Annotated in this window: 14 protein-coding genes and 1 pseudogene; 6 read left to right on the top strand and 9 right to left on the bottom strand. The window is 69.6% G+C overall.

Going from position 1 to position 17,473, the window contains the following annotated elements; translation table 11 throughout:
• Positions 1-430: 430 nt before the first annotated feature.
• Together HCK00_RS28690 and HCK00_RS07775 are read right to left on the bottom strand one after the other, a co-directional pair.
• Positions 431-1,019 (bottom strand): annotated as a pseudogene (locus HCK00_RS28690) (helix-turn-helix domain-containing protein); the annotation flags it as partial.
• Between the two features lie 447 nt (positions 1,020-1,466).
• Entirely contained in the window at positions 1,467-2,213 is a 747-nt protein-coding gene (locus HCK00_RS07775; RefSeq protein WP_168101028.1) for an alpha/beta fold hydrolase, read from the bottom strand.
• A 91-nt stretch (positions 2,214-2,304) separates the two neighbouring features.
• Here HCK00_RS07775 and HCK00_RS07770 point away from each other — a divergent pair, with 91 nt between their 5' ends.
• Entirely contained in the window at positions 2,305-2,874 is a 570-nt protein-coding gene (locus HCK00_RS07770) for a TetR/AcrR family transcriptional regulator (protein ID WP_311765193.1), read from the top strand.
• 508 nt (positions 2,875-3,382) lie between these two features.
• On the opposite strand, the gene HCK00_RS07765 is transcribed toward HCK00_RS07770, so the two are convergent.
• Complete coding sequence (locus tag HCK00_RS07765) at positions 3,383-5,143, bottom strand: CocE/NonD family hydrolase (protein ID WP_168101027.1); 1,761 nt, start codon at positions 5,141-5,143, stop codon at positions 3,383-3,385.
• A gap of 600 nt (positions 5,144-5,743) precedes the next feature.
• On the opposite strand from HCK00_RS07765, the gene HCK00_RS07760 reads away from it, so the two are divergent.
• Positions 5,744-6,457, top strand: coding sequence for a TetR/AcrR family transcriptional regulator (locus HCK00_RS07760; protein ID WP_168101026.1), 714 nt, complete (start codon positions 5,744-5,746; stop codon positions 6,455-6,457).
• Positions 6,458-7,031: 574 nt separating this feature from the next.
• Here HCK00_RS07760 and HCK00_RS07755 read toward each other — a convergent pair.
• The 5 genes from HCK00_RS07755 to HCK00_RS07735 all read right to left on the bottom strand — a co-directional run bounded on the left by HCK00_RS07755 (position 7,032) and on the right by HCK00_RS07735 (position 10,813).
• Positions 7,032-7,466, bottom strand: a complete 435-nt coding sequence (locus tag HCK00_RS07755; protein WP_168101025.1) for an HIT family protein — start codon at positions 7,464-7,466, stop codon at positions 7,032-7,034.
• A gap of 22 nt (positions 7,467-7,488) precedes the next feature.
• The gene (locus HCK00_RS07750; protein ID WP_311765192.1) at positions 7,489-8,937 is read right to left on the bottom strand and encodes an amidase; all 1,449 of its coding nucleotides are present in this window, start codon (positions 8,935-8,937) and stop codon (positions 7,489-7,491) included.
• Positions 8,934-9,167, bottom strand: a complete 234-nt coding sequence (locus HCK00_RS26860) for a hypothetical protein (RefSeq protein ID WP_206320034.1) — start codon at positions 9,165-9,167, stop codon at positions 8,934-8,936. Before HCK00_RS26860 ends, HCK00_RS07750 begins: the two co-directional genes overlap by 4 nt.
• Before the next feature lie 625 nt (positions 9,168-9,792).
• On the bottom strand, positions 9,793-9,963 hold the full coding sequence (locus tag HCK00_RS07740; protein ID WP_168101023.1) for a hypothetical protein: 171 nt from the start codon (positions 9,961-9,963) through the stop codon (positions 9,793-9,795).
• 103 nt (positions 9,964-10,066) lie between these two features.
• Positions 10,067-10,813 carry an SDR family NAD(P)-dependent oxidoreductase gene (locus HCK00_RS07735; RefSeq protein WP_168101022.1) on the bottom strand — a complete coding sequence of 249 codons (747 nt, stop codon included), beginning with the start codon at positions 10,811-10,813 and terminating at the stop codon, positions 10,067-10,069.
• Positions 10,814-10,904: 91 nt separating this feature from the next.
• Between HCK00_RS07735 and HCK00_RS07730 the strand changes: the two genes are divergently transcribed.
• The 4 genes from HCK00_RS07730 to HCK00_RS07715 all read left to right on the top strand — a co-directional run bounded on the left by HCK00_RS07730 (position 10,905) and on the right by HCK00_RS07715 (position 16,665).
• On the top strand, positions 10,905-11,513 hold the full coding sequence (locus tag HCK00_RS07730; protein ID WP_168101021.1) for a TetR/AcrR family transcriptional regulator: 609 nt from the start codon (positions 10,905-10,907) through the stop codon (positions 11,511-11,513).
• A 183-nt stretch (positions 11,514-11,696) separates the two neighbouring features.
• Positions 11,697-14,315 (top strand): glycosyltransferase, encoded by a 2,619-nt coding sequence (locus HCK00_RS07725; RefSeq protein ID WP_168101020.1) that lies wholly within the window; start codon positions 11,697-11,699, stop codon positions 14,313-14,315.
• The gene (locus HCK00_RS07720; protein WP_168101019.1) at positions 14,315-15,790 is read left to right on the top strand and encodes a radical SAM protein; all 1,476 of its coding nucleotides are present in this window, start codon (positions 14,315-14,317) and stop codon (positions 15,788-15,790) included. The genes HCK00_RS07725 and HCK00_RS07720 overlap by 1 nt, the downstream gene beginning before the upstream one ends.
• A gap of 350 nt (positions 15,791-16,140) precedes the next feature.
• Positions 16,141-16,665 (top strand): P-loop nucleotide/nucleoside kinase family protein, encoded by a 525-nt coding sequence (locus HCK00_RS07715; protein WP_168101018.1) that lies wholly within the window; start codon positions 16,141-16,143, stop codon positions 16,663-16,665.
• A 106-nt stretch (positions 16,666-16,771) separates the two neighbouring features.
• Here HCK00_RS07715 and tpg read toward each other — a convergent pair whose 3' ends face one another.
• Positions 16,772-17,329, bottom strand: coding sequence for a telomere-protecting terminal protein Tpg (gene tpg, locus HCK00_RS07710; protein WP_168101017.1), 558 nt, complete (start codon positions 17,327-17,329; stop codon positions 16,772-16,774).
• Between the last annotated feature and the right edge of the window lie 144 nt (positions 17,330-17,473).

Raw genomic sequence — 17,473 nt, 5'->3', positions numbered from 1 at the left:
AGCGGCACGCATATTCCCGCGCAAGCGCGGGAATGAAATTCCGCAAGCGGAATTCAGAAAAGCAGAGCAATTCGCGCAAGCGCGAATTGGGGACACTCGCGCTTGCGCGAGTGTCCCCGCTGGCCGGGAGGGTGCGCATCGTGCGCGGGGCCTGTGTGGGGCTTGGGAATCTCAACCGTCGCCTTCGCAACAAAAGTGACGGGCCGTTAGGTTTGGCCGAGTGGTGCCGGCCTCGCCGTAGTGACGGGTTCCGCTGCGCTCCACCCGAACCCCTCCCCCGTTCTCGAAACCCTCGACTCGCGTTCACCGGTACCCCGTCGGCATACTCTACGACCGTGCGCGGGCAGCATTCGATGGGGTATCGGCCTCCACCTGGGATGAGTCTCAGAGGGGATGCATCATGGATTTTGACTGTGTAAAGTTTGGTACCAGGCACCATCACCTCGGCCATCTCGTCCGGTACTTCCTCGGCGAGGTCGTGACCGGCGTCGAAGACGTATCCGGTGACGTCGTGGGCCAGGAGCCGCATCTGGGACTCGTTGCGGTCGCCGATGAACGCGGATCCGCCGAGCGCCAGCACCGGGATGTCCAGCTTCTTCTGTGCGGCCTGCCGGTTCTGTTCGGCGTCGAGGAGCATCGCCCGGTAGATCGAGAGCATCGCGCGGATGCCGCCGGGAATGGAGTAGCAGCGCACGTATTCGTCGATCGCGTCGGGGCTGGTGGTAGAAGCCCAGTTGCCACAGGTGCATGCCGCCGGAGACGTTCTCGGGGGGTGCGTCGACATCACGGGTGCCAGGCACCGCGGACAGGAACAACCTCTCCTTGCTGCCGAAGTGGCGCAGTACCGAGCCGTGGACGACACCCGCCCGACCCGCAATATCGCGCAACGTGGCCCGGTGATAATCCCGCTCCGCGAAAGCGCACGCCGCAGCCCGCAGCCCGCAGAATGGCCTGACGGTGCAACTCCGGATCACGGATCCGGCGAGGTGCCCAGGCGCCGGCGCGTCGGGCGGTGCCATGGGCCGAACCTACCGCCGCCCGCCGCCCCGTCACCGTGGTCCCGTTCTCCCCTGCCCCGACGAACCCGCCGGCGACCGGTCCCGTCTCGCCGCTGGTTCCTACGACGCGACTCACGGCCTGACCCGCCGCGTTCCCGCGCTTTCACCAGAGCCGATGCGGCATCGGCGACGACCTGTTCACCCTGGACGCCGTCGACCTGGTGGAACAACAGGTCGAGGAGGAACGTGGCACCCATCGTTCCGTTCGTGATCGTAGTTTCGGTGACCGTCCGTGGCGGTGGCACGGAAAATGAGCCAGAACCACGATTCAGGCGACGCCAACAACCGAGAGTGGCGTGGTCCGGAAAGCCGGCGGATGAACATCTCGCGACGAGGCACCCCCAACGTGGCCGGCCGCACACGCGAGTCACCTCGTCACCGCGAGTACGTCGTCCACCGGGACCGACGTCACTCGGGCCGGGAGTCCCAGAATCGGGTGAGGACCTCCGCACCCCGATCCGGATCCTGGAGCATCCAGTAGTGGGTGAGGTCCTGCAGTTCCACTGCCTGTGCTCCGACTCGCGTGGCCACGTCCAGGTCCATCGCGGGCTGTGCCATCGGATCGCCGGTCGGGACCAGGACGAGCCCCGGCGCGTGAGCGGGGTGGTCGAAGTCCTTCCCCCAGTCGGTGTAGAAGTTGGGCCAGGCCGAGCGGTAGAGCGTCAGGATGGCGGCGCTCATCTCCTCGTCGTGGACGGTGTCGACTTCCGTCGCCAGTTCGGCGCTCATCCCCCGGGGGCGGAGGAAGTCCCCGAAGGTGGGGCTGCCGGGCGCTCCACTGCGCAGCGACGCGAGCAGTTCCTCGCCCTCCGGGCTCTTCTGGAAGAGGGTGGCCGCCTCGTGCCACTGATAGTCGGGGTGCCAGCCGTGTGCGACGTCGGACACCCAGCTGCGTACCGGGACGTCGTAGGCGGAGACGATTCGCATCACCAGGTGCGCGCCCCAGTCGTGGCCCACGAGATCGACAGGCTCGCCGAGGGCACGCAGCTCGTTCGCCAGCCAGTGGGCGTAGGCCTCCTTTCCGTCCAGGTGAGCTGGGCGCGGACCGCCGAATCCGGGAAGCCGCAGGGTCGTGGCGGGGCGGTCGATCCGCCCCATGACGTCGTTCCAGACGGAGGGCGTCTCCGGTACTCCATGAATGAACACAATGGTCACGACTGCTCCTGACGCAGCTAAGTGGATTGGCTATCCACTTCACCGTAACACCAACCTGATAAGTTATCCACACAGTGCCGAAGGAGGGACCGTGAGGTCGGACGCCGCACGCAACAGGCAGAGGATCTTCGAAGAAGCACGCACCGCCGTCATCGGCGGGGAGAGCGCCCTCACCCTCAACGAGCTCGCACGCAGGGCCGGCGTGGGGGTCGGGACGGTCTACCGGGTCTTCCCCACGCAGCGGGTCATGCTGGAATCCGTCCTGGAAGAGACGGTCCGGGAGCTCATCGATGCGGCGGCCGTAGCCGACGGACACACCGATCCCGGCAGAGCGCTCCTCGACTTTCTCCGCACGGCGCTCCTGGCGGCCCTGGCGCGACCGGGCCTCACCGACGTCCTGATCACCGGGTCCGACGAGACGGACTCTCTGCACCAGGCCAAGGGGGAGCTGGTCGGCATCACCTCCCACCTGCTCGCCCGCGTCCGCCCTGCCCCTGCCCTCACCGGCGAGAACCTGCTCAAGCTCCTGTGCGGACTGATCCACGCCGTCAGCGAGCACCCGCCGGAGCGGCAGGCCGCCGCGATCGACAACTACCTCGACCTTCTCCGGTCCGGCCTCGCCCCTCCCTCCGACGACCGGAACTCCAGGCGCGGGCGATGACCGAACCCGGGTGCGGGATCGTGGGCCGCATCGTGCCGTCGGCCATGTCAGAGACGAGAGTGCGGTGTCGCGACCGTCCAGAACCGCGTCGCGGTCAGACGCCTCGCCGGTCTTTTCGCTCAGCTCGATGACCGGCCCCGGGCCGGACGCTCCAGGTGCCCGAAGCGCGCCTGCGATAACGGTCTCGACGGTGACACGAACCGTCTCTCCTGTCGCTCACGGCGATTCGAGGCGTTGGTCGCTGATTCTCACCACGTGGCCGAGGTGGTGGGGTCTTCACCGTTGAGGTCCAGGAACTCCGTGCCCGGTGATCGGCCACCGAGCGGCTGGACCAGTTCGGCCTCCGAAGGTCTCCGGGGATGGTGGGCCGATGGACGGGCTTCTCCTCACTTCGGCGAACTGAGGAGAAGCCCGTGTCCATCCTTTCGTGTGCGCCGGCCGGTGGGCTGCGGCCGTGCTCCGGCGTGTGAGCCGACGCGGCGAGGATGTCCGGTGGTGTGGGGATTCCTCAGCTCCGCCCACGAACCGAGGGGACCGTGAACGTGGCCGCGGCGGGCTTCAGCTTCGCCGCGTTGATCTGCATGAAGGTGTCGAGCCACGGCGCCCGGTCGCCGCTGGTGGCGTCGTCTTCCGCCGGGTTGTCCAGGGGCAGCTGGAGACGGGCGCCGCTGATCCGGATCCTCTGCTTGGAGGGGGTGTCGAGCCAATCGCCGGTCCGCACCGACCCGATCTCCACGGCGAGGCGGTGGCCGGCGCGCAGGGTCCAGTCGGTCGACTTCAGGTCGATGTCCAGCCGGTCCCGGTCCAGCCGGGAGACCCGTTCGTCGAATGCGACAGCGTTGCCGTCGGCGCCCACGTCGTACAGCTTGACCATGACGTTCCCCTCGCCCTTCGCTGTCATCGTGATGCGGGGCGTGCCGGTGACCCGGGTGGCCGTCTCGAGAGGCTGGGACCAGACGAAGAAGCTCCCGGCGCCACGACCGGATTCCTCTTCCGGGGGTGGCGGCTGCGAACCCGCCCCGCTGTCCACGTACGAGCCGTTACCGAGACGGAGGTTCGCGGAGCGGTTCGGGGTAGGCCAGGACGTCTCCGCGCGCCAGGTGCCCAGATTGTCCTGGACGGCGTAGTCCGGGAACTGGATCTTCGGGTCGATGCCCTTGAAGTGCTCGTCGAAGAAGGAGAGCGTCTCCTTGAACCAGGTCGCGCGGCCCATCGCGTACTTGCCGTCCTGCGTGAGCTCATTGCCGCGTACGTCATCCCAGGGACCGATCCACGCCCGCTGCGGACCGCGGTGGTTGTCGAGGAACTCTTCCATCCCCACGGGCAAGGTGTTGGTCTCGGCGGTGCCTTGGGTGAACAGAAGCGGAGTGTCGGTACCCTTCGCGTTCCCTGCCGGGCTGCGTTCCTTCCAGTACCGGTCCTCCGGGTCACCGATGGAGGGGCCGAAGGAGTTGAGCGCCAGGCATTCGGGGTGCTTCTTCTCGTACCCGGCGTTGGCACGGTACCGCTCGTCCTCGTCCGGCAGCTGAGGCAGGCCGGCAATGCGGTTGTAGCTGGTGGGCAGCTGGACGCTGTTCGGGCGCGGCACGCCGTTGGAGTGGAGCTGCTGGTACAGGTCCCAGATGGGCTCCTGGGCGACCACGGCTTTCAGCGCGTCATGCTTCACGTTGTTGCCGAGGAGACCGGTGTAGGCATCGAGGGATTTTCCGTACATCCCGACCGCCCCTGTGGACCAGGGCTGCCTCGCACTCCAGTCAATCGCCGCCTTGACGTCCGCCTGGTCTCCCGGCCCGCCGAGGTCAAGACACCCGGTGGAGCCGCCGAAGCCTCGGAGGTCCACCATGACGAAGGCGTAGCCCTTGTCGAAGAGGTCGGCCCCCTCCAGCAGGTCCTGGAAGCGCCCCGAGGGGCCGGCGCGCTCTTCCTCGACCTCCATCTCCCCCGAGTGGCCGAAGTACGCACCGGCCGACAGGATGACCGGCACCTTCGCGCCCTCGGGGAGTTCCACCGGAAGCAGAACATCGGCGTGCAGCTCGGTCCGGGAGCCGTCCGAGGAGGGGAAGTAGTGCTGAGTCCAGCGCGCCCCTTCCGGGACCCGTTCGTTCTCCTCGTGCGTGACCGCATCGGTGGCGGTGGCGACGACCGCCCTCTGTGTTCGGTCGCCGTCGGCTGCCTGATCCGGAGCGGCGTTGGCCGCCCACATGAGGCTGCCGGTCAGGGTGCAGACCGTGAACAGGGCCGCAACGGTGGCGGCTGGTCGTTTCCTCATGCGGTACTCCGGAGCTCGGGTGCGGACGGGCTCGAGAGGGGATCACTCGCTGCGCAAGCCGGCCTTGCACAGAGCCGGCCCCTTCTGCCACCCGGCAACAGTGTCACTAAGTGACAGACATTGGCAAGCGGATTCCGGCGACCTTCGAGATCTCGCGACACCTTCGAGCCAGGAGGCCTGGCGCGAGCGGGTGCCGGTCCGGCCATACGAGACGGCCGCCGAGTCGCTCGCCGCCGGAGGTTCGAACCTTCCCGGCAAGGCCCGGAACGGGCTCCCCGCCTGGGCAGACACCAAGCGACTCCAGTGACCGACCGAGGGGTGCCGGGCAGGACCCGAGGCGAGGAGCAGGCCCTGCACCTCGGCCTTCGCGAGCCCTCAGGGGCCGACCCGGTGCGACCACAAGGTGCAGGCAGTCACCCATGGGCCCGTGCAGTGCCACCGGAAGGGCGTCCAGTCGTGCCTTCATGCGCGGACCATGGGACACCCTTCACGATGGCCGCGACCAGCCCAGATGCCGGGCCCGTTCACCTCGCGAACGCTAATGTCATTTAATGCCACTATGGCACTGAGTGATGACGCTGGTGGAAGGGTGGCCGAAAGATGACTGAGGACGTGGCCTCGACCGGACGCGGCCGTGGCGGGATGAGCCAGCAGCGGCGCCGTCGCGTACGTCTGGAGATCTCGCGGGAGGCGGCACGTCTCTTCTGGGCGCAGGGCGTCGCCCGCACGAGCGGTGACCAGATCGCCGAGGCGGTAGGTCTGTCGACGCGCACCATCTGGCGTCATTTCCGCAGCAAGGAGAGCTGCGCCGAGCCGGTCGTGGCGCAGAGCGTCGAGTGGGAACTGGCCAACCTGCGCAGCTGGCCGCTGCACCGCTCCCTGGAAGAGCACTTCGCCACGGAGGCGCAGCGGCTGGTCAGCGAGATCAGCCCGTCCGGGCAGGCCGACGCCGGGCTGGGCGTCAAGATGATTCGATTGGCCGAGACCGAACCGGCCCTGCGCACGGCCTGGCTGATGGCCTGCGACCAAGTGGAACACGAACTGGCCGCGGTCATCGCGGCTCGGCTCGGACTCGAGCCCGACGACCTACAGGTACGTCTACACGCCGCGGCCGCTGCGGCCGCCCTGCGCGTCGTCAACGAGTACGTCGGAGCCGGCCTTCTGGACGGCACCGATCCACAGAAGCTCGGCGACGAGAATTTCGCCTTCGTCGCGGACGCGGTCCGCACGGCCACCGGGGGCGCCGTGGGCGACCCCGTCCACACCGACGAGGCCGCGGAGCCGGACGGGAGCGCCGCCGGCCGGCAGGAGTAAGCGGTCTCCGCTGAGCAGCGGACTCCGACGAGCTCAGCCGCGGAGGCAGGAGGGGACATGGCCGTTGGCGCACGTACCCGTGCAGGCCGCTCGACCACCGACCTCCCGGAGCATGGCAGCGCCGTAGCGGGCAGGTACCGTCGTCGACGGCACCTGGGGAGCGAGTGTTCACCGCCCTGGTGGCCCAGGCCGACGCGGAATCGGACCTGAACTGGGCCGGCTCGGTGACTCCGCGATCGTGCGGGCCCACCGGCACGCGGCCGGGGCCCGCACAAGGGGCCCCGGCCGGAGAGCCGGCCGACCACGCCATCGGCCGGTCCGGCGGCGGACTGAGCACGGAGATCCACCGCCGGCAGCCCGACCTCGTCGCAGCGCCGCAGCGCCCGCAGGCGGGTGCCGGTGTGCTCGGCGAGCTCCCGAGGGCTCCGGCTCATGGTTCTCGGCCAGCACTGTGCCGCTACGGCAGAATCACGTCTGGTCTGGCTCTCAGGTCGGCATGGTGATCACCGGGCCGGGCCGAGGACGTTCGGATTCCGGCTCGGCCGGGCCGATGGGCGGTCGCGCGAGTGCCTGTTCACACTCCGGGGCCAAGGTCCCGTGCTTGTTCATAACCGAGTTCCAGCAGGGCGGTCCGGAGGCGTGCCGCCGCTTCAGCCAAAGCTGACTGGTCCTCCTCCTTGGCCTTGCTGAAATCGAAGTCGGACATGTCCCACACCGGTGCGACATGGATGTGCAGGTGCGGTACCTCGAAGCCTGCGATGACGAGGCCGGCGCGCGGCGCGTTCCACGCGCGCTGCACCCCTTGCCCCACGGCCTGGGCCACCTCGAAGCAACGCGTCAGAAGGGCCCCGTCGGCGTCCGTCCACCGGTCGACCTCGCGCCGCGGCACCACAAGGGTGTGGCCAGGCCGCAAGGGAGCGATGGACAGAAAAGCGACGATCTCCGGATCCTGCCAGACGAAGTGTCCGGGCAGCTCGCCACTGATAATGCGTGAGAAAAGAGTAGTCATAGGTCACATGTCCTCAGAGGTGTCAGGGCGTGGACTGCGTATCGGGCAACGACGGCCAGAGATGCGCCCAGGGCCGTGCCCGCTCCAACTGCGCGGCCAGTGCCAGCAGCTCGGGCTCGGAACCCGGGCGCCCGACGAACTGGATGCCGAGCGGCAGCCCACTCGACGTCCTGGAGAGCGGCACCGAGGACGCCGGGCGCCCGGTCACGTTCGCCAGCTGGGTGAAGGGCGCGGGCTCAAGGTTCGCGACAGCCAGCTTCTCGACGAGGTTCATCCGCCCCAGCACGCCGCCGACCCGGGCAGCCAGCAGCCCCCGTGCGGCGAGCCGGACCGGTAGGACGAGATCGAACTCGCCGATCGGCCACGCCGGCCGTGCGGTGGTCGGAGTGAGCAGCATGTCGTAGCGCTCGTGGAAGGCGGCCAGAGCCCGGGTGTGCAGGTGCCAGCGCGCCTGCGCGGCTAGATATCGTGGCGCCGGAAGGCCCCGTCCGATCGCAGCCATGATGCGGGTTTCGATCTCGAAGTCGCCCTCGGCACAGCCGGTGAACTCCCGTGCGGCCGTGACCTCGGCGGCGACCATCGCGAACCAGGTCGTGAGGAAGTCGGTGGCCAGGCGCTGCCCGTCGATGACCGGAGCGGATTCCTCCACGGTGTGTCCAAGTCCGGTGAGCAACTCCGCCGCGTCCCGAACCGCGGCGGCGGCCTGCGGGTCAACGGGCCCGCCAAGCGGGGACTCCGTGGTCAGCCCGATCCGCATCGGGCGTGGGTCGTCGACGACGGCATCGGCGTACGGACGCTCCGCCGGAGCCACCCGGTAGGGGACCTCCGGCGCGGAGCCGGACATGACGTCGAGCATCGCGGCGGAGTCACGGACCGTGCGTGACAGCACGCCCTGTACCGCGGCGCCATGGAAGAGCTCGTCGACGTCCGGCCCGGACGGGATGACGCCCCGCCCCGGTTTGAGCCCGAACAGCCCGCAGGCCGCGGCCGGGATCCGGATGGAGCCCCCGCCGTCGTTCCCGCCCGCGACCGGGACGACTCCGGCCGCGACGGCTGCCGCGGACCCGCCGGAGCTGCCCCCGGGCGTCCGCTCCGGGTCCCAGGGGTTGCGGGTCGGGCCCCCCGCGACCGGCTCGGTTATCGCCCGAGCGCCGAACTCGGGGGTCGCGGTCCGGCCGAACACGATCAGACCGGCATCGAGCCAACGCTGTACCACCGTGGACGTCTCCTGGCGCGGGAAGCGTGCCAGCGATCGATTCCCGCTGCCGGTCGGTACCCCGGCGAGGTGCTGACCCAGGTCCTTGACCAAGAAGGGGACGCCGGCGAACGGCCCCGACAGCGGGCCGCGAGCGCGGGCACGGGCGTCGTCGTCGAGTCGGTGGCGGATCGCGTTGATCGTCGGCTCGACGTCGTCGGCACGGGCCATCGCCGCCTCGAGTAGTTCACCCGGGCTCACCGCTCCGGACTTCACCAGCCCGGCCCATCCGACTGCGTCGTGCTCTCGGTACTCATCCCAGGTAATCCCCATACACGTTCTCCCATCAGGTTGTCCGATAAATGATCTCGCGAGGCTTGGCTGACCTGCTCCTTTGCCGGCCGGCTGGTGAAGGTGAGGTTGTACGGTCGACCAATGCCGAGCCTGGCGCGGTGGACGGCCTCGCCTCCCGGGCGGCAGTCGTGCAGCACCTTGCTGCTTTCCATGCGGGGAAGAGCCTCCTCGACACGGGCGGCGAACTTACGGCCCAGGGCGTGGTCCTTCTCCTTCCAGGCCGGCGGTTCGGTCTGGCCGCGATCGCGGCGGTCGGGATGAGCAGGCCGGTTCCGCACCACCACCGACGGCGGTGGTGCGGCCGACGGCGTCCTGAGGGCCTCTGCTCTCTCAGGGAGATCGTGTCGATCCCTTGGAGAGCAGAGGCCCTGGCACATCTCACCCCCGGCACCCGCCCGGCCCGCCGGCCATCCCGGCACCGGCAGCAGAGATCTCCTACGAGGGCCAACTCGGCACCGCTCATGTCCGAGCCGCGCCGGGCCCGGTGCCCCGGCCGGTCGGCTGCGTTCCCGAGCCTGTGGGCGAGGCAGTCACCCCCAGGCGCGACGGAGTGGATCCGGCAACCGTGAGCACGTGACGCTTCGGCAACAGTGCCACTTGCCTCTCACTGGACCCGGCACCCGTGAGCCACCGAGGCCCCCCTTCTTCAGGGTAGCCACACCGCAGACTCACCCGTACCAGGCCTCTGTTCGAACCCCACGGACCGCACGAGCAGGAGAAGCACAGCCAACCACAGCCGCCACTCGCTGTGCGCTCAGCCCCGTCCGCGACGCCTGCTCACGCAGCCGGGATCGCCGGGAGCAGCAGGTACGAGTCCACATCGGGACCGAAGTGCACGGTGACCGTGCCGCCGAAGTTTTCTGCCGGCCGATCCTCCGGATCGGTGTGGATGAGCGGCCCGAGCGGTCCGGAGCGATCGGCGATCTTCCCCAGGGTCCTTCGCATCATGTCCGGTCCGGTCCAGGCGCGTTGCGCGAATGCTCGTGTCGGCCAGGCGGACCGTCGCGGGCGAGGCGTCGCCCGCGACGGTCCGGGACTCCGCGGGGCGGGATCAGAACTGGTTCTCGCCGCCGTTGACGTGCAGGGTGGTGCCGAGCACGAAGCTGCTGTCGGCGGAGGCGAGGAAGGCCACCGCGGCGGCGACCTCCTCCGGCCGCCCTGTGCGGCCGATCGGCACTCCCGCCGCGAGTTCCGCCTTGGCGGCGGCCGCGTTCTCCTCGCCGAGGAGCATGTCGACTCCGGGGGTGTCGATCGAGCCCGGCGCGACCGTGTTGACCCGGATGCCCCGGCCCTTCAGCTCGTTGGCCCAGGTCCGCGCGAGGGACCGGGTCGCGGCCTTCGACGCCGCGTACAGGCCGAAGGCCTCCCGGCCGTCGTCGGCGCGAATGGAGTCGTTGAAGATCACCGAGGCGCCGTCGTTGAGCAGCGGCAGCGCCTTCTGCACGGTGAGCAGTGTGCCGCGGACGTTGACGCCGAAGTTCTGGTCGAACTGTTCCCCGGTGGCCTGTGCCAACGGTGCGAGCGTGGCCGTGCCCGCGTTGGCGAAGAGCACGTCCAGTCCCCGGCCCCGGTCACGGATCGCGTCGTACAGCCGGTCCAGGTCGGCCGGGTCCGATACGTCGCCCTGCACCGCGGTGACCGTGGAACCGATCGACTCGACCGCCCTGTCGAGCGCGTCCTTGCGCCGCCCGGTGATGAACACATGAGCGCCCTCGGATGCCAGCCGCGCGGCCGTGGCCAAGCCGATTCCTGTGCTCCCGCCGGTGACGACGGCGGTCTTGCCTTCCAGCTGTCCCATAACGTGAACTCCCGAAACTTAGATACCGATCGGTGCAGAAGTAACCGTAGCACTTCTGCACCGATCGGTATCAAGGTCGTAGGATGGGGGCATGGAGATCACCCGTGGAGCGCCGATCGGCCGGCCGAGAGGCTTCGACGCCGACGAGGCCCTGGAGCAGGCGATGCTGGTCTTCTGGGAGCAGGGCTACGAAGGCGCCAGCCTGACCGACCTGACGCGCGCCATGGGCATCACCCGCAAGAGCATGTACGCGGCCTTCGGCAACAAGGAGGAACTGTTCCGCAAGGCCCTGGAGCGCTATACCGAAGGTCCCGCCGCCTATGCGGCCCGCGCGCTGGAGAAGCCGAGCGCACGGGAGGTGGCCACGGCGTTCCTCGCCGGCTCGGTCAGCACGACCACCCGCCCCGGCTGCCCCGCGGGGTGCCTGGGCGTGCAGGGCTCGCTGGCCGCCGGCGAGCCCGGACGCGTGGCCCAGGAGGCCCTGATCGCCTGGCGCGCCGACGGCCGCGCTCACCTCCGCCACCGCTTCCAGCGGGCCGTCGACGAGGGTGATCTGCCCCCCGGCACGGACCCGGAACTGCTCGCCCGATACCTCATGACCGTGGCGAACGGCATCGCCGTCCAGGCTGTCGACGGCGCCACCCGCTCCGAACTCCGGCAGGTGGCCGACGCGGCGCTGCGGAACTGGCCACCCGTCTGACAGCGGGATGCCGACACGGAAGGAGTCTCCGCAGGCCTTGCAGGTTCTCGCCGCCCGCGGTCGATCCGCAGGCTTGCCGGGGGCGGACATGGTTGCGGTCCGCACGATTCCGCATCGTTCGGCCCGGCGTCGGGTAGTTAGCCGGGGAACCCCGGCCGGGACAGCCGGGGGCAGGGAGGCAAGATGGCGGTCCTGTGGGGCGTGTCCTTCGACGCGACGCCTCTGTCCGGAGTGGTCGTCGAGTTCGTGAAGACCGCCCGGCACTTCCATGACCGGGGTTACGAGGTGCATCTCGACCTCGGCTACGACATCAAGGCGGACAAGGGGAGGTTCTTCCTCCCCTACCGTGACGAGGCGCTGTTGCTGCCGCCCTGGGTCCGGCTCTCGCGGTTACCGGATGTCGCCGCCGTCGACGGTTACGACGCGTCCCTGGCCACCTCGGTCCTCCAGGAAGTGGTGGAGAAGGGCGACCTGCGGCTGCTGCCTCAGGTGGAACGGATCGCCGAGGCCCTGTGCGATCGGCTGCTGTCGCTCTGGGAGTCGCTCGGGGTGACCCGGGTGCTGGTGGAGAACGGCACGCTGCCGGAGAACATCATGTTCACCCACGCCCTGCAGAAGGCGATCGTCCGTTACGGCGCCCGGCACCACCTGGGCCGCTATGTGCTGTGGCGGGACCACGACCTGATGTGGCAGAGCGAGCCGGGAACGGGCAAGTACGGCAGGGCCCCGTACCCGAACGTTCCACCGCTCCTGGACTCCGTCCATGTCCGGTACCTGGCGCTGCACGAGCAGGCGAAGGCCCTCACCCGCGCCTGGGCACCGCACGTGCGGCACATCGACGTACTGCCGAACGCGTTCCCCCACCGACCGGCGACGGTCGGCCCGCAGAACGCGTCCTTCCGCGCGGACCACGGGATACCGGAGGGAGCCCGGCTGATCGCGCGCACGACCCGGATCATCCCGCAGAAACGCATAGACCGCGACATCCACCTGCTCGCCCAGCTCGCCGAGACCATGGACGTGTACCTTTTCGTGGCCGGTGACACGGGTGAGGACCCGCGCGAGTACCGGAGGCTGACCGCGCTGGCCGACGACCTCGGGGTCGCGGACCGGACCGTCTTCGGCGGCTGGCTCGTACCCGACCCCGACGCCATCGGCGCCTCCGCCGGCCATGGCTACTCCGTCCGCGATCTGCTGGCCCACGCCGACCTGGTGTCGTTCCTGACCTCCTACGACTACGACAGCTACGGGAATCCGATCGGCGAGTCGATCGCCGCCGAGGTCCCCTACATCAGCAGTGGCTATGAGCTGTACCCAACGGTCTACGGGGACAAGGGCTTCCGCGCGCCCGTCCTCCATGACGACCTGCCGACCCCCGCGTTCGTGAACGAGGTGGCACAGTTGCTGAACGACGACGACCTGCGGGCCCGCACCGCCGAGCACAACCACCGGCTGGGCGAGCGCCACTTCGGCCGGTCGACCGCGGAGGGCCTGCTCGAACGCCTCGTCCTCACCCCGATGGGCCTCAGGACCCGGATGAGCGTGATCCTCCCGGTGTACAACGAGGCGGCCAATCTGACCGCCGTCCTGGAGTCGCTGCACGGGCAGCGCGGCCGGGACGGGCGGCTCGACCCGGAGCTGTACGAGATCGTCGTGGTGGACAACAACTCCTCCGACGACACGGTGGCGCTGGCGAAACGTTTCGCGGACGACCATCCGGACCTCTCCCTGCACATCGTCCACGAACCCGAGCAGGGCGTCTCCTGCGCCCGCCGCACCGGCATGCTGTTCGCCGCCGAGCGCAGCGCGGGCCGGCCCGGCGGTCCGGCGTCCGCCGCCGGCGAACGGTTCTACCTGGTCTCCGCGGACGCCGACTGCCAGGTCGACCCCCGGTGGCTGTCGTCCCTCCTGGAGGCGATGGACGCGAGCGGAGCGGACCTCGGCGTGTGTGACTACTTCTACCGCGCGGAGCACTTCGCGGGCCGGCCCCGGCTGTGGGACGCGATCTCGCGTACCCTGCGCTGCCGGGCCGTGGCCTTCTCCCTCTTCGGGGGATTCCCCGACGGGAAGGGGTTCGCCGTCGAGCGGGAAGCGCACGACCGGGCGGGCGGCATCGAGATCTTCTACCAGCTGGAGGGCGGCCGCTTCGTCAACCACCTCTCCGACGACTGGGACTTCGGCATCAAGGTGTCGGCGCTGGGCGGCAGCCGGGTCTACGCCCCGGACTCGCGTGTGGAGATCAACCCGCGCCGGGTGGACCACGCGCTCGAGGAGGTGATCGAGGGGAAGGCCTACGGTTCGGGCGGCACCATCGTCATGCGGGACATCCGTCCGGGGTCCGACGGCCAGGTGGCCACGCCCGTCCGGGACCTCACCGCGGAGGAGGCGCGCCGTGCCTGGGAGTTCTCCATCAAGGACTTCGTCCCGAAGAACCTCCTGCTGCCCGTGCTGCTCGAACCGGATCTGCTCGGCAGCGGGCCGGTACGGGACTTCTTCGGCCCGTCACTCGCCGGCGCCCTGCGGCAGCGCATCGGCGAGATCGTCGAGGAGATGCGCATCCTGGACTTCACCCCCATCCACCGCTACAAGACGCCGTCGTTCCGCCTCTACTTCGAGTTCGCCGACGCGCTGTTCGAGCGCTTGCGGGCGACGGTCGGGGAGGACATCGGCCATCCGCCGCCGCTGCCGGACTGCCTGGCCGACGTCCCCCGTGAGCGGTTCCGGGAGTTCGTCGCCTACTACTGCGAGGACCGGGAATCCGGCGAGGCCCACGACTACTTCGGCAACGGAGGTGTCTTCTGATGTCCGACCCCGCGCTCGCGTCTCTCCTGGCCGTGGATCCGGCCGCACCGGTCCCGGAGGCGGTCGGCGTCCTGGCCGCGCCCGAGAACCGGCATCTGCTGGACTACGTGCAGGAGGACCCCTTCGGGGCCCATGTCTTCCCCGGGAACGTCGAGGGCTACGGCCCCGAGCGGTTCCTCGACGACCTGGACGACCAGCTGCGCACCACCGCGCCCATCCATCTGTGGGCGTACATTCCGACCTGCTCCTACCGCTGCCGGTTCTGCCAGTACCCCGTCGTCATCGTGAAGGGCCCGCAGGAGACGGTGGCCCGGCGGGCGGAACAGTGGGTGGACTGGAACATCCGGGAGGCCCGGCTGTGGCTGCGCAGGCTCCCCCATCTGGCGACGGCGCCGGTGGGCGAGTTCAACGTGTTCGGCGGGACGCCGTCGCTGCTGCCCGCCGACCAGATCCGCCGGCTGCTGGACTTCTACCGGGAGAATTTCGCCTTCGGCCCGGACACGACCGTCCGGTTCGAGGGCGATCCGACCACCTTCACCCCGGAGAAGCTGGAGCTGCTGGCGGACCTCGGCTGCACCAAGGTCTCCAGTGGGGTGCAGTCCTTCGACGACCACGTGCTGCGCCTGAGCGGCCGCGAGCACACCGCGGACGCCTGCACGGAGTTCATCCGCCGGGCCAAGGCCACCGGTTTCGACTGGGTCAGTGTGGACCTGATGTACGGTCTGCTGGACCAGTCCCTGGACAGCGTACGGCGGGACCTGGAGACCGTCCTGGCCCACGAGCCGACCGCCGTGGTCTGCACCAAGCTGCACCTGCGTGACTACAGCGACACCAGGACGGGCGTCTCCGGGGTACAGCCGGCCGCCTGGCAGCTCCCGCGGTACCGGGCCCGCCTGGAATCACGCGGGCACCGCTGGCCCACCCTCGGCGAGCAGTACCAGATGCGCGAGATCCTCACCAGCGGGCTGCGCGGGGCCGGGTGGACGGAGCACCCGACCATGTACTTCGCCCGGCCCGGGGCCGGTCCGGAGAAGTGGAAGTCCATCATGGCCGATCAGGACCAGCAGCATCCGGAGGTCGCCATCGGTCTGGGCGGCAGTTCCAGCTGCCGCCGTTCCGAAGCGATGACGCAGGTCGACTGGAAACGGTACGGCGAGGCGGTGCTGGCCGGCCGGATCCCGCTGGACTCGGCCACCGGGTTCACCGAGCAGGCCCAGGAGTCACGGGCGGTCAACATGGCGCTGTCCACGCTGCAGCCTCTCCGGGAGGACGTGCACCGGAGGCGCTTCCCCGGCTCCTCCCTGTTCGCTCCGGGGCGGCGGGAGGGATTCGAGTCGCTGCGCCGCCGCGGACTGCTGGAGATGGACGAGGCGGCGGGCACCGTCACGCTGACACCGGTCGGCGAGACCCTCGTGGAGGCCGTCATCAACACCGAGCTCATGGCGGAGCCGGCGGTCGCGGGCCGGGCCGGATGAATCCCCCGTCCACGATGAGGTGAGGGCCGCCGGGCGACGGGAGGCAGGGGCAGCGGCCTCCCGGCCGTCACAGGGGCGCGGGAAGGCGCACGGCGGGGAGGCCCGCTCCGGTGGCGACGCGAGCCGTCCCCCGGGCCCGCGGAAGCTTGGGCTGTCAGTCGACGGAGTCCATGAAGCTCAGCATCCGGCGGTTGATCTCGTCGGCGTGGCCGATCCACTGTCCGTGGCCGGTGCCGGCGCGAGCACGCCTTCGCAGGCCTGGACGCGATGGCGTCGCTGCGCCGGTCGAGGCCGGATAGATCTTCTGCTCTGCCTGTCCACGTGGCCCACGCGGCGCTAGCGTCAAGTCCATGATCGTATGGCTCAACGGCACCCACGGCGCGGGCAAGACGACGACCAGCGCGCTCGTCCAGCAGCTGATCCCGGACTCACGGGTGTTCGACGCCGAGAAAGTCGGCGAGACGCTCATGGACATCAAGCCTGGGTTGCCCGCGACGGACAACTTCCAGCACTGGCCGCCATGGCGGTCCCTCGTGGTCGAAACCGCCCGTCGCATCCTCGACTACACCGGCGGAACCGTGGTGATGCCCATGACCGTCCTGGTCGAGCAGTACTGGCGCGAGATCAGCTCGGGCCTTGCCCGTCACGATATTCCGGTCCGGCACTTCGTCCTCCACGCCGACCAGGCCACCCTCCGCGCGCGCATCGCGGGGGACACCGTTCTCGGCCCCGACTCCCCGTTCCGTCTGCACTACCTCGAGCCGTACGCCGAGGCGGCCCGCACGTGGCTGCACGCCGAGGCCGAGGTCGTCGACACCACGCACCTCACCCCCGCCCAGGCCGCCCGGCAGATCGCAGAGGCCGTCAAGGGGTGAGACCTTCCGACGCCCGCACGCGCGGGTGACAACAAGACTGCCTCTGTGACAACTACCTGCTTCGGCTCACCTGTCAGGCCGCCGAGGTGCCCTGCGCCGGCTGTGGTCAGTAGTCCAGGTCCAGATAGTCGATGTCGTTGATGGCGACGTCCGAGAGGCCCAGGGCGCGACTTCCGCCGTCCTGGAAATACGTCTCCTTCATCCCCTCGGCGATGATCTGGCGCATCTGGCGGTCGTCGGCCCCCGTTTCTCGGGCGTCGAACAGGCGCTGGGCATAGGCCGGGGGCAGGTGGACGGTGAGGCGGCGGAACCGTCCGTCATCGGTGGTGCCGATGGGGGCCGTGTAGCCGAAGCGGGCGCGGGTCTCCACGGTGATCCCGCCGGTGGTGGCGGCCTGCCGCCGGCGGCGACTGCGGACCTGCGGCTGCCAGCGGGACCGGACGGCGGCGTCGATCTTGGCACTGATGTCCTTGGGCGGGTTCTTCCGCGCGCCGCGCCGGTAGCGGTTGACGGAGTCGGCCGTGACACCGAGTTCCCGGGCGACGGCTTTCGCCGACTTCATCTGCTTGAGCAGATAGTTGATCTGGCCCTTGAGGGTCTTGGGAGGCTGACGGGTGAATCCTTCCCGGTCGGCGCGCTCGATGGCATCCTCGATCTCTCCCACGGTGCGGTTCGGTTCCCTTCGGGGACGGGGACGGGGACGGGGGCGGGGGCGGGGGCGGGGGCGGCGGGGTGTGCCGGGTCTCGCGTGCCCGGCGCGGGTCCGGTGGTTACCCGTCGGGCCGGGTGGCGGAGGGACTCCGGCAGG

Source organism: Streptomyces zingiberis, from assembly GCF_012034935.1.
Classification (GTDB): domain Bacteria; phylum Actinomycetota; class Actinomycetes; order Streptomycetales; family Streptomycetaceae; genus Streptomyces; species Streptomyces zingiberis.
Note: the sequence above shows the minus strand (reverse complement) of the source record. Positions and strands in the feature narration are given on the sequence as shown.

What these genes read in the sequence shown, in the direction of transcription:
- HCK00_RS07765 (WP_168101027.1), bottom strand. Translation starts at nt 5,143, where the DNA reads ATGAGGAAACGACCAGCCGCCACCGTTGCGGCCCTGTTCACGGTCTGC.
- HCK00_RS07760 (WP_168101026.1), top strand. Translation starts at nt 5,744, where the DNA reads ATGACTGAGGACGTGGCCTCGACCGGACGCGGCCGTGGCGGGATGAGC.
- HCK00_RS07755 (WP_168101025.1), bottom strand. Translation starts at nt 7,466, where the DNA reads ATGACTACTCTTTTCTCACGCATTATCAGTGGCGAGCTGCCCGGACAC.
- HCK00_RS26860 (WP_206320034.1), bottom strand. Translation starts at nt 9,167, where the DNA reads ATGGAAAGCAGCAAGGTGCTGCACGACTGCCGCCCGGGAGGCGAGGCC.
- HCK00_RS07740 (WP_168101023.1), bottom strand. Translation starts at nt 9,963, where the DNA reads ATGATGCGAAGGACCCTGGGGAAGATCGCCGATCGCTCCGGACCGCTC.
- HCK00_RS07735 (WP_168101022.1), bottom strand. Translation starts at nt 10,813, where the DNA reads ATGGGACAGCTGGAAGGCAAGACCGCCGTCGTCACCGGCGGGAGCACA.
- HCK00_RS07730 (WP_168101021.1), top strand. Translation starts at nt 10,905, where the DNA reads ATGGAGATCACCCGTGGAGCGCCGATCGGCCGGCCGAGAGGCTTCGAC.
- HCK00_RS07725 (WP_168101020.1), top strand. Translation starts at nt 11,697, where the DNA reads ATGGCGGTCCTGTGGGGCGTGTCCTTCGACGCGACGCCTCTGTCCGGA.
- HCK00_RS07720 (WP_168101019.1), top strand. Translation starts at nt 14,315, where the DNA reads ATGTCCGACCCCGCGCTCGCGTCTCTCCTGGCCGTGGATCCGGCCGCA.
- HCK00_RS07715 (WP_168101018.1), top strand. Translation starts at nt 16,141, where the DNA reads ATGATCGTATGGCTCAACGGCACCCACGGCGCGGGCAAGACGACGACC.